The sequence below is a fragment of the Streptomyces roseirectus genome (assembly GCF_014489635.1).
GTDB lineage: Bacteria > Actinomycetota > Actinomycetes > Streptomycetales > Streptomycetaceae > Streptomyces > Streptomyces roseirectus.
On the sequence record NZ_CP060828.1, the window covers coordinates 2,910,937 to 2,925,537 of the forward strand.

The window sequence follows — 14,601 nt, forward strand, 5'->3', positions numbered from 1 at the left end:
AGTCTCCTACTCCCAGCGGAACCAGCGCGCGGCGGCACCGGTCAGCAGGGCGATCCAGGCGACCAGGACGGCCAGGTGCCCCCAGCCGGGCCAGTGGCCGGCCGCCGCCTGGTTCAGCGCCTCGGCCGCCGCGCCGAACGGGGTGTAGCCGACGGCTGCCGCGAGGCCGTGCGGCATCGTCTGCACCGGCATCCACACGCCCGCGCAGAACATCGACGGGAAGAACACGGCGGAGCCGATCGCGCCGGCGACCTTCGTCGTCCGCGACAGCGCGGAGATGACGGCGCCGAGCGCGAGGGCGGCGAGCAGGGTCAGCAGCAGCGCCAGGGCGTATCCGGCGGGCTGCCTCGGCAGCGTCACGTCGAACGCGAGGCGTCCCACCGTCAGCGCCAGCAGCGAGGAGGTGAGGGCCGCCGCGCCGTACATCACCATCTGGCCGGTCAGCAGAGCCGACGGTTTCACCGGCGTCGCCGACATCCGCCGCAGGATGCCGCGCTCCCGGTAGCCGGTGAGGGTCTGCGGCATCGACTGGAGCCCGCCGACGATCAGCCCGAGCAGCACGGTCACCGGCACGTACGCGTCCACCGGGCGCAGGCCCCCGAAGGAGTCGTCCGGCTGCCGGAAGGAGGGGATGGAGCCGAGGATCACCAGGAGGAGGGTGGGGAAGAGGAGGATCCAGAAGTGGGCGCCGGGTTCGCGCCGGAAGAGGCGGAGTTCGGCTTTGAGGACGGCGGGGTTGAAGGGGAGGGCGGGCGTGGGTGCGAGGGGCATCGGGGCCGGCTTCCGGGAGGTGTTCATGCCGTCGCGCCCTTCGTCAGGTCGAGGAACGCGTCGTCCAGCGTCGCGTCCGTGACGCGGAGTTGGTGGGCGGTGATGTGGCGGCGGGCGAGGAGGGTGATCACGGCGTTGACGGTCTCGTCGGTGCCGGAGAGGGTGAGGCGGGCGTCCTTGTGGCTGACGGCGGCCAGGGCGGGGAGGGTGGCGAGGTCGCGGTCGTCGAGGGGGGCGGAGGGGGTGAAGCTGATGATCGTGGCGCCGGCCGAGCGGTGGATCAGGCCGGCCGGGGTGTCGAGGGCGGCGATCCTGCCCTTGTCGATCACCGCGATGCGGTCACAGAGGCGCTGGGCCTCCTCCATGAAGTGGGTGACGAGCAGGACGGTCACGCCGCCCGCGCGGACGTCCTCGATCAGCTCCCAGGTGTCGCGGCGGGCGCGGGGATCGAGACCGGTGGTGAGTTCGTCCAGGACGACGACCTTGGGGTCGCCGATCAGCGCGAGGGCGATGAACAGGCGCTGCTTCTGTCCGCCGGAGAGCTTCGCGAACCGGGTGTTCAGCTTGCCGGTGAGTCCGAGGCGTTCGGCGAGGGGACGCCAGTCCGCCGGGCGCGCGTAGAAGGACGCGTACAGCTCCAGCGCCTCGCGCACCGTCAGCTTCGGCTGCAACTCGCTCTGCTGGAGCTGCGCACCGAGCACCTGCGCGACCTGCGCGTGCTCGGTGACAGGATCGAAACCGGCGACCCGGACCCGCCCGGCATCCGGGACCCGCAACCCCTCCACACACTCCACGGTCGTCGTCTTCCCGGCCCCGTTGGGACCGAGCACCCCAAAAATCTCCCCCTCCTCCACGGCGAAGGAGACTCCGTCCACCGCCCTGTGGGCGCCGTACGTCTTGCGCAGATCCGTGACTTCGATGACGGGCATGACTCCACCCTCCCGAACCACCCCCACCCCTCACATCGGCCGAAGAGCCAGACCCCGCCTCCACCGTTCACCCGTCCGGCATCAACCGATCGGCTGATGCGCGAATACGACCCCGGGGGCGACCATGGGACACGCCCCCTCGTCCCGCACCCTCTCAGCCCCTCTCCCCCGCCCGTTCCCCGTGCCAGGTCCCCCACAACTGGGCGTACGCGCCGCCCGCGTTCACCAGTTGTTCGTGGGTTCCGAGTTCTGTCAGGAGGCCGTCTTCCATGACAGCCACCCGGTCCGCGTCGTGGGCGGTGTGGAGGCGGTGGGCGATGGCGATGACGGTGCGGTTGGCGAGGACGGCGGCGAGGGCGTGTTCGGTGTGGCGGGCGGTGGTGGGGTCGAGGAGGGCTGTCGCCTCGTCGAGGATGAGGGTGTGGGGGTCGGCGAGGACCACGCGCGCGAGGGCGAGTTGCTGGGCCTGTGAGCCGTCCAGCGTGTGCGCGCCGGTGCCGAGCTGGGCGTCGAGCGCGCCGGGCAGTTCGCGGACCCAGCCGTCCGCGCCGACCGCGTCCAGTGCGGCCCACAGGTCCTCGTCGCTCGCGGAGGGTTCGGCGATGCGGAGGTTGTCGCGGACGGTGCCGAGGAAGACGTGGTGCTCCTGGGTGACGAGGACGACCTGCCGGCGCAGTTGCTCGGGGCCGAGGTCGGCGACGGGGACGCCGCCGACGGTGACCGTGCCGTGCGTGGGCGCGTCCACGCCCGCCAGCAGCCGGCTGAGGGTCGTCTTGCCCGCGCCGGAGGGGCCGACGACGGCGAGGCGTTCGCCGGGCCGGACCGTGAGGTCGACACCGCGCAGGACCTCGCCGCCCCGCTCGTACGCGAACCGCACACCGGTCACGTCGATCCGGTCGCCGTCCGGTGTGGGCGCGTCCCGCGTCACGCCGCCCGGCGCCTGCGCGATCCCCTCGACGCGCGCGAACGAGGCCCCGCCGCTCTGGAGTTGTTCGACGTTGACGAGGATCTGGTCGACCGGCTCGAAGAACTGCCGGGTGTAGAGGGTCGCGGTGACGACGGCGCCCAGGCTCATCTCCCCGTGCGCGTGGAGCACGCCGCCGAGGATCAGGATGGCCGACACGGGCAGCGTGTACGACGTCTCGACGATCGGGAAGAAGACACTGCGCAGGTAGAGCGTGTGGAACCGGGTCCGGCGGGAGACGGCCAGCGCCTCGCGGCCGGCCGCCGTCCGCCGCTCCTCCAGGCGGAACGCCTCGACGGTCCGCGCGCCCGCGGCCGTCGCCGCCAGGATCTCGGAGACCTCGGAGACCGCCGCGCCCTCGGCGAGGTAGCCGGCGCGCGCCCGCCGCAGGTACCAGCGCACGCCGGCCCAGATCGGCGCGAGGCCGAGCAGGGAGACCGCGCCGAGCAGCGGGTCGACGAAGAAGACGGCGCCCAGCAGGAACACCGCCTGCGCGCCGCTGACCATCATCTCCGGGCCGACGTCGCGCAGGGTCGTGCCCACGGTCGCCACGTCGGCGGTGCCGCGCGTGGTGAGGTCCCCGGTGCCGGCGCGCTCGACGACGGACGCGGGCAGGGCGAGCGTCCGGTCCACGAACTCCTCGCGCACGCGCGCCAGCGTGCGTTCCCCGAACCGGTGGGCGATGTACCGCGCCCAGCGGTCCAGCAGGAGCTGGACGACGGCGGCGACGAGGATCCCGAGGGCGAGCCGGTCGACGACGCCGACGCCTGCCCCGCCGCGCACCTCGTCGATGATCCGCCCGAGCAGCCACGGCCCCACGAGCCCGGCGAGCGCCGCGAGCACGTTGACGCCGACGACGACGGCCGGCGCCCGCCCGTCCGCCCGCACCAGCCGCACCACGGCCCGCCGCACGTCCCGGACCCCGGCGACCGGCAGCCGCCCCGCACCGGCCTCCCCGCTCACCGGCCCCACCTCCCCGCGCCACACTCCGACGCCTGCCCGAACGAACCCGCTGTCACCGAACCCGCTGTCACCGAACCCGCTGTCACCGAACCGCCCTTTCCGCACCGCGCGCCGGCGGGGCCCCGGCCCGCCCGGTCACGCCCCGAAGCCCGGCGGCCGACAGCCGCTCCGGCGCCCACCCCGCCGCCACGCGCCCGGCGCCCGACACGCCCCGCCGTCACCGGACCACCTCTTCCGCGACGCCTTCTCCCGACACGCCCTCTCCCGTCCCGTTCGTCCCGTCCGCCCCGTCCGTGTCCCGCGCCACCAACTCCCGGTACCCCGGCTCCCGTTCCAGCAGTTCCCGGTGTGTCCCCGAGGCCACCACGCGCCCGTCCACGACGTACTGGACCCGCTCGACCCGGTCGAGGAGGAGCGGTGAGGTGGAGGTCACGACGGTCGTGCGGCCGGTGCGGGCCTCGCGGAGGCGGGAGGCGATCGCCGCCTCGGTGTGGGCGTCGAGGGCGGACGTCGGTTCGATGGCGAGGAGTACTTCGGGGTCGGCGAGCAACGCCCGTACGAGGCGCACGCGTTGGCGCTGGCCGCCGGAGAGGCTGCGGCCCTGGGCGGAGACGGCGGAGTCGAGGCCGTCGGACAGGCCGCGCACGATGTCCTCGGAGGCGGCGGCCCACACGGCGCGCGCGATGTCGTCGGCGTCGCGTTCCTCGCGGCCGCAGACCATCTCGCGCAGGGTCTCGGCGAACAGGTCGGCCTCGTTGTCGGCGACGAGGATCCGCGCGCGGACGTCCGCCAACGGCACGGCGTCCAGGCGGACTTCGCCCCAGGTGACGTCGGAGGGCAGGTAGCGGCCGAGCCGGTCGGCGATGACGGCGCCGTCGGCGGGCCGCGCGCAGACGACGGCCGTCAACTCGCCGGGCCGGACGCGGACATGGGACAGCGGGTCGTGCAACTCGGCGGGCTCCTCGGGGGCCTTGGCCGTCGGGTCGTCGGGGTCCGGTTCCAGGCTCAGCAGGCGCACGACGCGGCGCGCGGCGACGACGCCCCGGCTGCCCTGGTAGCCCAGCTCGACGAGGAAGGCCACCGGCCCCACCAGGACGGCCACGAAGCCGTAGACGGAGACGAGTTGACCCACGGTGATCTCGCCCTGCGCGGCGAGGCGCGCGGCGAGCCAGGTGACGACGGACAGGAACAGCATCGGCAGGCCGAGCCCGCACGCCTGGATCCAGCTCGTCACCGCGCCGACCCGGTACCCCTGTTCCCTCAGCCGCGCCGAGTCCCGCCGGAACGCGTCCGCGAACAGCCCTTTCCCGCCGAGCCCGTTGAGCACGCGCAGCCCGCCCGCGAGGTCCCCGATCCGCGCGGTCAGCAGCCGCTGGCGCTCGCGGTACTCGGTCTCGGCGCCCTGGAGCCGGGCCATCAACGGCCCGACGACCAAGCCGAGTACGGGCATCCCGGCCAGGACGAGGGCCGCGAGCAGCCCGGAGATGTCGAGCAGCAGCACGGCGACGACGCCGTACGCCACGATCGCCCCGATCCCGGGCCCGAGCGCGGTCAGGGAGAACGCGACGGTCTGCACGTCGCCCACGCCGATGGTGACGACCTCCCCGGCGACCGTCCGCCTCGGCAGCGCGGCGCCCAGCCGCACCGCCTGCCCCACCACCACCTTGACCGTCCGGAAGTTGGCGTCCATCCGCAGCCGTGTCATCGTCCGGTGCCGCATGACGCTGACCCACGCGTTGAAGGCCCCCACCAGGAACAACGCGACGCTCCACCCGACGAGCGCCCTCATGTTCCCGGGTTCGAGTCCCTCGTCGACGGCCTTGGAGATCATCCACGGCGCCGCCGCGAGGAGCCCCATCCACACCGACGCGAACACCGCCCCGGCCACCGCCCGCCCGGCCTGCCGCCGGCTCAGCCACCACAGGTACGCGAGCCCGCCCCGGCAGTCGGGGGTGCCGGGGTCCTCGTGGGCGTCGATCGGGGCCCTCATGTCAGGCTCTCCCGCCAGGCCCGGTGCAGCCCCGCGAACCGGCCCGTGCCGGCGATGAGTTCGGCCGGGGTGCCGTCCTCGACGACGCGGCCGTGCTCCATGACGAGGACGCGGTCGGCGATCTCGACGGTGGAGAGGCGGTGCGCGATGACGACGGCGGTGCGCCCGCGCAGGACGGTCGACATGGCTCGCTGGACGGCCTGTTCGCCGGGGATGTCGAGGGAGCTGGTGGCCTCGTCGAGGATGAGGACGGCGGGGTCGGCGAGCAACGCCCGCGCGAAGGCGACCAGTTGGCGCTGGCCGGCGGAGATGCGGCCGCCGCGCTTGCGGACGTCGGTGTCGTAGCCGTCGGGGAGGGCGCTGATGAACTCGTGGGCGCCGATGGCCTTCGCGGCGCGTTCGATGTCCTCGCGGGTGGCGTCGGGGCGGCCGATGGCGATGTTCTCGGCGACGGTGCCGGAGAACAGGAACGCCTCCTGGGTCACCATCACGACGCCGCGCCGCAGTTCGGGCACGGACAGGTCGCGCAGGTCGACGCCGTCGAGGGTGACGCGGCCGGCCGTCGGGTCGTAGAAGCGGGCGAGGAGTTTCGCGAGCGTCGACTTGCCGGCGCCGGTCGAGCCGACGACGGCGACGGTCTGGCCTGCGGGGAGGGTGAGGTCGAAGCGGGGCAGGATCTCGCCGCCCGTGCGGTAGCCGAAGGAGACGCCCTCGAACTCGACCGTGCGGCCGGGGAGTTCGCCCTGGCGCACGGGCAGTTCGCGCGGGTGCGCCGGTTCGGGGACGGAGGGCGTCTGGGCGAGCAGGCCGGCGATCTTCTCCAGGGACGCGGCGGCCGACTGGTAGGAGTTGAGGAACATGCCGAGCCGGTCGATCGGGTCGTACAGGCGCCGCAGGTACAGCACGGCCGCCGCGAGGACGCCGAGGGCGAGGGAGCCGTCCGTGACGCGGTAGGCGCCCCACAGGACGATCAGCGCGACGGCGGTGTTGGCGATCAGGCGGGAGCCGACGACGTACCTGGCCATCTCCAGGAGGGCGTCGCCGTTGGAGCGTTCGTGCGTGCGGTTGAGGGCGGCGAACTCGGCGTCGTTGACCGCCTCGCGCCGGAACGCGCGCACCGGGCGGATGCCGTTCATCGTCTCGACGAACTTCACGATCACCGTCGCGATGGCCGTCGAACGCCGGGAGTACACGCGGCCCACCCTGCGCTGGTAGGTGCGCACCATCAGGTACAGCGGGCCGAAGGAGGCGACCGCTACGGCGCCGAGGCCGAGGTCGAGCCAGAGCAGCATCGCCGAGATGTAGACGAACGACAGGACGACCGTCACGAGCTCCTGAAGGCCCTCCTCCAGCAGTTCCCGCAGTGACTCGACGTCGGTCGTGGAGCGGGAGATCAGGCGGCCGGAGGTGTAGCGCTCGTGGAAGTCGACGCTCAGCGCCTGCGCGTGCCGGAAGATCCTGCCGCGCAGGTCCAGCAGGGCGTCCTGGTTGACGTGCGCGGAGGCGTTGATGAACGCGTACTGCAGGACGCCGGCCAGGAGCGCGCACGCGAGGTAGCCGGCGCCGGCCGTGATCAGCGGGCCGTCGTCGCCGTCGCGGTAGGCGGGGACGGCCGTGTCGATCGCGTACGCGACCAGGAGCGGGCCGACCTGGACGGCCGCCTGCTGGGCCAGCAGGAGCAGCGCGGTGAGCGTCGCGCGGAGTTTCATCGGCGCGAGCAGGGAGCGCAGGAGGGCGCCGGTGGCGCCGGGGGGTGTGGGCAGGTCGTCCTGGTCGAAGGGGTCCTGCTGGGGCGCGGGGGCCGTCGTGGGGGCGGTCATCGGCGGGCGTCCTCCTGTGCGCGCGGGGTGAGGGCGTCGTGCGGGGCGGGCGGGGCGGGGTCGCTTCGTCCGGTGTCGCCGGTGTCCTGCGCGCCCGCCATCAGGTGCGCGTACTCCGCGTTCGTCCGCAGCAGTTCCTGGTGTGTGCCGACCGCCTTGACGCGGCCCTCGGACAGGAGGGCCACCCGGTCGGCCAGCAGGACGGTCGAGGGGCGGTGGGCGACGATCAGGGCCGTCGTGTCGGCGAGGACGTGCCGCAGGGCGGCCTCGACGGCGGCCTCGGTGTGGACGTCCAGCGCGGAGAGCGGGTCGTCGAGGACGAGGAACGCGGGCCGGCCCACCACCGCGCGGGCCAGCGCGAGGCGCTGGCGCTGACCGCCGGAGAGGCTGAGCCCCTGTTCGCCGACCTCCGTGTCGACGCCGCGCGGCAGGTCGTGCACGAAGGACGCCTGCGCGACGTCCAGCGCCCGCGCGAGGTCGCCCTCACCGTCGACGGCCCCCATCAGGACGTTCTCCCCGACGGTCGCCGAGAACAGCGTGGGCTCCTCGAACGCGACGGCGACCCGGGCGCGCAGTTCCTCGCGGGTCATCCCCTCGATGTCCTCCCCGTCGAGCGTGATCCGCCCGCCGCTGACGTCGTACATGCGCGGCACCAGCGCCGTGAGCGTCGTCTTCCCGCTCCCCGTAGCCCCGACGAGCGCCAGCGACTCCCCGGCCCGGATGTGCAGATCGACCCCGGCGAGCACGGGCGGATCCTCCGCCCCGGCATCGGGATACCGAAACCAGACCCCCTCGAACCGCAGCCCGTCCCCGGCCCCGCCGGACACACCGGCCCCCGCACGCCCGCCACCACCGGCCCCCGCCGGACCGGGCCCGCCACCGGAAGCCCCGGCCGCCTCGACGAGCGCACCCCCGGTCTCCGCCTCCGCCGAAGCCCCCGCGCCCCCGGCGTCCCGGGCCCGGTCGTCGTCAGCCGCGCCCGGCGCCCCGCCGAGCACACCCCCGGCCTTCACCGCGGCGCCGGCCGAAGCCGCGCCCCGCCCTGTACGGCCCCCGGTGCCCCGCGCGTCCGCCCCGGCGCCTTCCTCCTCCTCGTCCATCACCTCGAAATACCGGGCCGTGGCAGTAGCCGCCTCCTGGCTCATCGCCAGCAGGAACCCGATGGACTCCACGGGCCACCGCAGCGCGAGGGCGGTGGAGAGGAACGCCACGAGGGTCCCGGCGGACAGCGCGCCGTCGGCCACCTGCACGGCGCCGACGACGAGGGCGACCGCGATCGCGATCTCCGGCAGGGTCACGATGACGCCCCAGATCATCGCGAGGAGGCGGGCCTTGCGCAGTTCGGTGCCGCGCAGGTTCCGGGCGAGGTCGCGGAAGACGCGGGCCTGGCTGCGGTGGCGGCCGAACCCCTTGATGATGCGGATGCCGAGGACGCTCTCCTCGACGACGGTCGTGAGGTCGCCGACCTGGTCCTGCGAGAGGCGGGCCACGCGCGCGTAGCGGGTTTCGAAGGCGACGCAGAGGACCACGAGGGGGACCGTGGGCGCGAGGACGACGAGGCCGAGCGTCCAGTCCTGGAGCAGCATGATGACGACGCCGACGAGGATGGTCACGGCGTTGACGAACAGGAACGTCAGCGGGAACGCGAGGAACATGCGCAGGAGCATGAGGTCGGTGGTCCCGCGCGACAGGAGCTGGCCGGAGGCCCAGCGGTCGTGGAAGGCGACCGGCAGCCGCTGGAGGTGGCGGTAGAGGTCGGCCCGCATGGACGCCTCGACGTGGGACAGCGGGCGGGCGACGAGCCAGCGTCGCAGGCCGAAGAGCAGCGCCTCGGCGAACCCGAGGAGCAGCAGCCACAGCGCCCCCAGCCAGACCCCGCCGGTGTCGCCGGAGGCGATGGGCCCGTCGACCATCCACTTCAGGACGAGGGGGATGACGAGGCCCACGCAGGAGGCCAGCACGGCGACGAGCGCGGCGATGACCAGCCGGGCCCGTGCGGGCCGCACGTACGGCCACAGTCGGAGCAGTGTGCGGACGGCTGACCGTTCGGTGGGGGGTGCGGGCTTCACTGGCGTCACGATGGCGAGCCTACGGACCGGCACTGACATCGCCCACCGAGTTTCGGCCGGTACCGCCTCCGTCGATGGTCCTACGACCTGCGGTTTTCCTTGATTCTCAGGGGTGCCTCAGGGGCCGGGCCCCGAAGAAGACCAGGGGCGCACGACCCCCGCGCGCGGAGATCGCCAAGCCGGCGCCAAGCGCTGGTCAACAAAGGGTTTCCAGCCAAGTTCTTGAGGCGCCCATGACATAACCCCTCCTCCCCTGCCACCCTTCCACCACCGCTGCACAGCAACCCCACAGCACCACCACACGAGTTCGACCGACGGTCTCCGAAGGAGTCAGTGGTGAGCAGCAGTACCTCTCCCAGACGCACCCCCCGCTCCCCCTACCGCAGAACAGCCGCCGCGGCCCTGATGGGCGTGGCGGCTCTCGTCGCCACCGCCGTGCAGTCCGGCGCCGCGACGGCCGCCCCCCAGCAGGCGGGCACGAAGACCGAGTCCGTCCTGCTGACCCCCTCCCAGCGCGCGGAGCTGTTGCGCGACGCGGACGCGGGCAAGGCGGCGACGGCGAAGACACTGGGCCTGGGCGCCCAGGAGGCCCTGGTCGTCCGCGACGTCGTGAAGGACGCCGACGGCACCACGCACACCCGCTACGAGCGCACGTACGCGGGCCTGCCGGTGCTCGGCGGCGACCTGGTCGTGAAGGAGAACGCGGCCGGCGCCACCCAGGGCGTCGTGAAGGCGACGAACGCGACGGTGAAGGTCGCCTCCCTCACGCCGAAGATCGCGGCCGGCGCCGCCGAGAAGCAGGCGCTGGCGCGCGCGAGCGCGGAGGGCGCGAAGAGCCCGGACGCGACCCAGGCGCCCCGCAAGGTGGTCTGGGCGGCGAACGGCACCCCGACGCTGGCGTTCGAGACGGTCGTCGGCGGCCTCCAGCACGACGGGACGCCGAACGAGCTGCACGTCATCACGGACGCGAACACCGGCCAGAAGCTGTACGAGTACCAGGCCGTCATGAACGGCACCGGCAACACGATGTACTCGGGTTCGGTGACGATCGGCTCGACGCAGTCGGGTTCGACGTACAACCTGACGGACGCCACGCGCGGCAACCAGCGCACGTACAACCTGAACCGGGGCTCGTCGGGCACCGGCACGCTGTTCTCCGGCCCGGACGACGTGTGGGGCAACGGGCTGCCGTCCAACGCGGAGACCGCGGGCGCGGACGCGCACTTCGGGGCGCAGACGACGTGGGACTACTTCAAGAACGTGCACGGCCGCAACGGCATCCGCAACGACGGGGTCGCGGCGTACTCGCGGGTCCACTACGGCAACGCGTACGTCAACGCGTTCTGGCAGGACTCCTGCTTCTGCATGACGTACGGCGACGGCGCGGGCAACAACAAGCCGCTGACGTCGCTGGACGTGGCCGGGCACGAGATGTCGCACGGCGTCACCGCGAACACGGCCCGCCTGGTCTACAGCGGCGAGTCGGGCGGCCTGAACGAGGCGACCTCGGACATCTTCGGCACGGCCGTCGAGTTCTACGCGAACAACGCCTCGGACGTCGGTGACTACCTCATCGGCGAGAAGATCGACATCAACGGCAACGGGACGCCGCTGCGCTACATGGACAAGCCGAGCAAGGACGGCTCGTCCAGGGACAGCTGGTACTCCGGGCTCGGCGGGATCGACGTGCACTACTCGTCGGGTCCCGCGAACCACTTCTTCTACCTGCTGAGCGAGGGCAGCGGCACCAAGACGATCAACGGTGTCACCTACAACTCGGCCACCTCGGACGGGCTGCCGGTGACCGGCATCGGCCGGGACAAGGCGGAGAAGATCTGGTTCCGGGCGCTGGCCACGAAGTTCACGTCGAACACGAACTACGCGGGCGCGCGCACGGGCACCCTGGCGGCGACCGGTGAGCTGTACGGGACGACGTCGGCGGAGTACCGCGCCGTGCAGGACGCGTGGGCGGCCATCGCGGTCGGCGCGCGCTCGACGGGCGGCGGCACCGGCGGCGGCACCTCGTTCGAGAACACGACGGCCGTGCCGATCCCGGACAACGGGGCGGCGGTCACCTCGTCGATCGCGGTGACCGGGCGGACCGGCAACGCGCCGGCCAACCTCCAGGTCTCCGTGGACATCACGCACACCTTCCGGGGCGACCTGGCGATCAACCTGGTGGGGCCGAGCGGGACGTCGTACCTGCTGAAGGCGTTCAGCTCGTCGGACTCGGCGGACAACGTCGTGGCGACGTACACCGTCAACGCGTCGACGGAGACCGCCAACGGCACCTGGCAGCTGCGGGTCCAGGACCAGGCGGCGCGCGACACCGGGCAGATCAACAGCTGGAAGGTCACCTTCCCGTAAGCCGGTGATCCACTGAACGTCGGGCGCCGCTCCCCCAGGGGGCGGCGCCCGATCGTTTCCGGTCAACGCTCCCGGGGCCGGGGAACCGATCAGTACCCCTCGTACGTCGAAGTCCCGCGCGACCGGCCGGAATCCGACGTTCCGGCACACAGCCCACCGTAAGGACACCGTAAGGGCCGTCCTAGAGGCACTTGCCCGGGGTTGACCAACTCCCCCACGAGGCCCCGTTTTTGCCGACCCCTTACTCATAATCGGTGGCTCCTTTGCCGAGGTCAGCCTGATTTACGCGGCAGAAACATTTACCGAACAGGCGCTTTTCGGCCAACATCGATTCAGGGTCCTGACATGTACGCGTCCCCGGTGTCACTCTTCCCCCACCCGCCGCACAACTTCACGACTACTCCGGCCGGCAGTCCCCACGCCGGACCGGACTCCCCCACGAAGGAGCTTGTGTGACCCCCGTCTACACGCGTCACAAGCGCGCCACCCTGGCCATCGCGACCGCCGTGGCCGCCGGAGCGCTGCTGACCACCGGGCTGACCACGGCCAACGCGACCGACACCAAGGTCGACGCGAACAAGGCCGCCCGGACCCTCTCCGCGGCCCCGCTCCAGCTCTCGGCGCCCGCCCGCGCGGCCCTGATCCAGGACCAGCAGGCGGACGCGGCCGAGACCGCGCGGCAGATAGGTCTCGGCGCCAAGGAGGCGCTGGTCGTCCGTGACGTCGTCAAGGACGTCGACGGCACCACGCACACCCGCTACGAGCGGACCTACGCCGGTCTGCCGGTCCTCGGCGGCGACCTCCTCGTCCACCAGACCGCCGCCGGCGCCAACAAGGGCGTCACCAAGGCCACGTCCGCGACCATCAAGGTCGCCTCGCTGACCCCGAAGGTCACCCCGTCCGTCGCCGCGAAGCAGGCCGTCGGCCTCGCGAAGGCCGCCGGTTCCGCCGAGACCGCCGCGGACGGCGCGCCCCGCAAGGTGATCTGGGCGGGCAACGGCTCCGCGCCGACCCTCGCCTTCGAGACCGTCGTCGGCGGCCTCCAGGACGACGGCACCCCCAACGAGCTGCACGTCATCACCGACGCGGCCACCGGCAAGAAGCTCTACGAGTGGCAGGGCATCGAGACGGGCACCGGCAAGAGCCTGTACTCCGGCACCGTCACCATCGGCTCCACCAAGTCGGGTTCGACCTACAACCTGACCGACGGCACCCGCGGCGGCCACAAGACGTACAACAAGGCCCGCTCGACCAGCTCCTCGGCCGGCACGCTGTTCACGGACGCCGACGACACGTGGGGCACCGGCACCGCGTCCAGCTCCTCCAGCGACCAGACGGCCGCCGTCGACGCCGCCTACGGCGCCCAGGTCACCTGGGACTTCTACAAGAACACGTTCGGCCGCAGCGGCATCAAGAACGACGGCGTCGCCGCGTACTCCCGCGTCCACTACGGCAACGCGTACGTCAACGCGTTCTGGGACGACTCCTGCTTCTGCATGACCTACGGCGACGGCGCGGGCAACACCGACCCGCTGACCTCGCTCGACGTCGCCGGCCACGAGATGACGCACGGCGTCACCTCCAACACCGCGGGCCTCAACTACTCCGGCGAGTCCGGCGGCCTGAACGAGGCGACCTCGGACATCTTCGGCACCGCCGTCGAGTTCTACGCCAACAACGCCTCGGACCCCGGTGACTACCTCATCGGCGAGAAGATCGACATCAACGGCGACGGCACCCCGCTGCGCTACCAGGACAAGCCCAGCAAGGACGGCTCGTCCAAGGACAGCTGGTCCTCGACCCTCGGCAACCTGGACGTGCACTACTCGTCCGGCCCGGCGAACCACTTCTTCTACCTGCTGTCCGAGGGCAGCGGCGCGAAGACGATCAACGGCGTCAGCTACAACTCGCCGACGTCCAACGGCTCCACGATCACCGGCATCGGCCGCGCCAAGGCCGTCCAGATCTGGTACAAGGCGCTGACCTCGTACATGACCTCGACGACCAACTACAAGGGCGCCCGCACCGCGACCCTGAGCGCGGCGTCGGCCCTGTACGGCGCGAGCTCCACCGAGTACGCGACGGTCGCCGCCGCCTGGTCGGCAGTGAACGTCAACTAGTGACAGCGTTGGTCACAGGCGTGTGAACAGGGCGGCACCCGGGACGAAGGCATCCCCGGGTGCCGCTCTACGCTTGCGCCCATGTCCGAACGGCCTTTCTCGTACGACGACGTGGGCGCGACCCGCGACCCCCACTTCTGCCCTCCGGGCTTCCACCACCTGCGCGAGCGCACCCGGCTCGGCGAGGGCGAGGCCGTCTTCCGGCGGGCCGCCGAGGCGGTGCTCACCTGGGAGATGCACCGCGCCCTCGGCGTCGGCATCCACGCCTCCGCCGAACGCGCCGCCGTCGACGTCGACGTCACCGTCACGCTCGCCGGGATCATCAAGGCGCCCTGCCGGATCGTGTGGACCGCCGAGGAACCCCGGCGCGCGGGCTGGGCGTACGGCACGCTGGCCGGCCATCCCGAGTGCGGCGAGGAGTCCTTCCTCGTGGAGCGCACCGGGGACGGCACGGTGTGGCTGACCGTGACGGCCTTCAGCCGCGCCGCCAAGTGGTACGCGAAGGCGGGCGGTCCGGCCGTCCGGGGCATGCAGCACGCGTACGCGCGGCGGTGCGGGAAGGTGCTCAAGACGCTGTGCGGACCGGTGTCCGAATAGAGCCCAGCACG

Annotated in this window: 9 protein-coding genes; 3 read left to right on the top strand and 6 right to left on the bottom strand. The window is 72.5% G+C overall.

All coding sequences use genetic code 11. The features are described from left to right. Positions 1 to 6: 6 nt before the first annotated feature. The 6 genes from IAG44_RS11880 to IAG44_RS11905 all read right to left on the bottom strand — a co-directional run bounded on the left by IAG44_RS11880 (position 7) and on the right by IAG44_RS11905 (position 9,515). Complete coding sequence (locus tag IAG44_RS11880) at positions 7 to 798, bottom strand: ABC transporter permease (RefSeq protein ID WP_187747099.1); 792 nt, start codon at positions 796 to 798, stop codon at positions 7 to 9. After that, entirely contained in the window at positions 795 to 1,700 is a 906-nt protein-coding gene (locus IAG44_RS11885) for an ABC transporter ATP-binding protein (RefSeq protein ID WP_187747100.1), read from the bottom strand. Before IAG44_RS11885 ends, IAG44_RS11880 begins: the two co-directional genes overlap by 4 nt. A 154-nt stretch (positions 1,701 to 1,854) precedes the next feature. Beyond that, positions 1,855 to 3,627 carry an ABC transporter ATP-binding protein gene (locus IAG44_RS11890; RefSeq protein ID WP_187747101.1) on the bottom strand — a complete coding sequence of 591 codons (1,773 nt, stop codon included), beginning with the start codon at positions 3,625 to 3,627 and terminating at the stop codon, positions 1,855 to 1,857. A 217-nt stretch (positions 3,628 to 3,844) separates the two neighbouring features. Then, on the bottom strand, positions 3,845 to 5,617 hold the full coding sequence (locus IAG44_RS11895) for an ABC transporter ATP-binding protein (protein ID WP_187747102.1): 1,773 nt from the start codon (positions 5,615 to 5,617) through the stop codon (positions 3,845 to 3,847). Further along, positions 5,614 to 7,437 carry an ABC transporter ATP-binding protein gene (locus IAG44_RS11900; protein ID WP_187747103.1) on the bottom strand — a complete coding sequence of 608 codons (1,824 nt, stop codon included), beginning with the start codon at positions 7,435 to 7,437 and terminating at the stop codon, positions 5,614 to 5,616. Before IAG44_RS11900 ends, IAG44_RS11895 begins: the two co-directional genes overlap by 4 nt. Then, positions 7,434 to 9,515, bottom strand: coding sequence for an ABC transporter ATP-binding protein (locus tag IAG44_RS11905; RefSeq protein WP_246561653.1), 2,082 nt, complete (start codon positions 9,513 to 9,515; stop codon positions 7,434 to 7,436). Before IAG44_RS11905 ends, IAG44_RS11900 begins: the two co-directional genes overlap by 4 nt. A 327-nt stretch (positions 9,516 to 9,842) precedes the next feature. Between IAG44_RS11905 and IAG44_RS11910 the strand changes: the two genes are divergently transcribed. From IAG44_RS11910 to IAG44_RS11920, 3 genes are all read left to right on the top strand, one after another. Further along, positions 9,843 to 11,873, top strand: coding sequence for a M4 family metallopeptidase (locus IAG44_RS11910; protein ID WP_187747105.1), 2,031 nt, complete (start codon positions 9,843 to 9,845; stop codon positions 11,871 to 11,873). 452 nt (positions 11,874 to 12,325) lie between these two features. Then, positions 12,326 to 13,993, top strand: a complete 1,668-nt coding sequence (locus IAG44_RS11915) for a M4 family metallopeptidase (RefSeq protein ID WP_187747106.1) — start codon at positions 12,326 to 12,328, stop codon at positions 13,991 to 13,993. 81 nt (positions 13,994 to 14,074) lie between these two features. Then, positions 14,075 to 14,590: a DUF1990 domain-containing protein gene (locus IAG44_RS11920; protein ID WP_187747107.1), complete on the top strand. Its 516-nt coding sequence runs from the start codon at positions 14,075 to 14,077 to the stop codon at positions 14,588 to 14,590. Positions 14,591 to 14,601 lie beyond the last annotated feature (11 nt).

Coding starts and splice junctions, on each gene's coding strand:
- IAG44_RS11880 (WP_187747099.1), bottom strand. CDS start 798: ATGAACACCTCCCGGAAGCCGGCCCCGATGCCCCTCGCACCCACGCCC.
- IAG44_RS11885 (WP_187747100.1), bottom strand. CDS start 1,700: ATGCCCGTCATCGAAGTCACGGATCTGCGCAAGACGTACGGCGCCCAC.
- IAG44_RS11895 (WP_187747102.1), bottom strand. CDS start 5,617: ATGAGGGCCCCGATCGACGCCCACGAGGACCCCGGCACCCCCGACTGC.
- IAG44_RS11900 (WP_187747103.1), bottom strand. CDS start 7,437: ATGACCGCCCCCACGACGGCCCCCGCGCCCCAGCAGGACCCCTTCGAC.
- IAG44_RS11920 (WP_187747107.1), top strand. CDS start 14,075: ATGTCCGAACGGCCTTTCTCGTACGACGACGTGGGCGCGACCCGCGAC.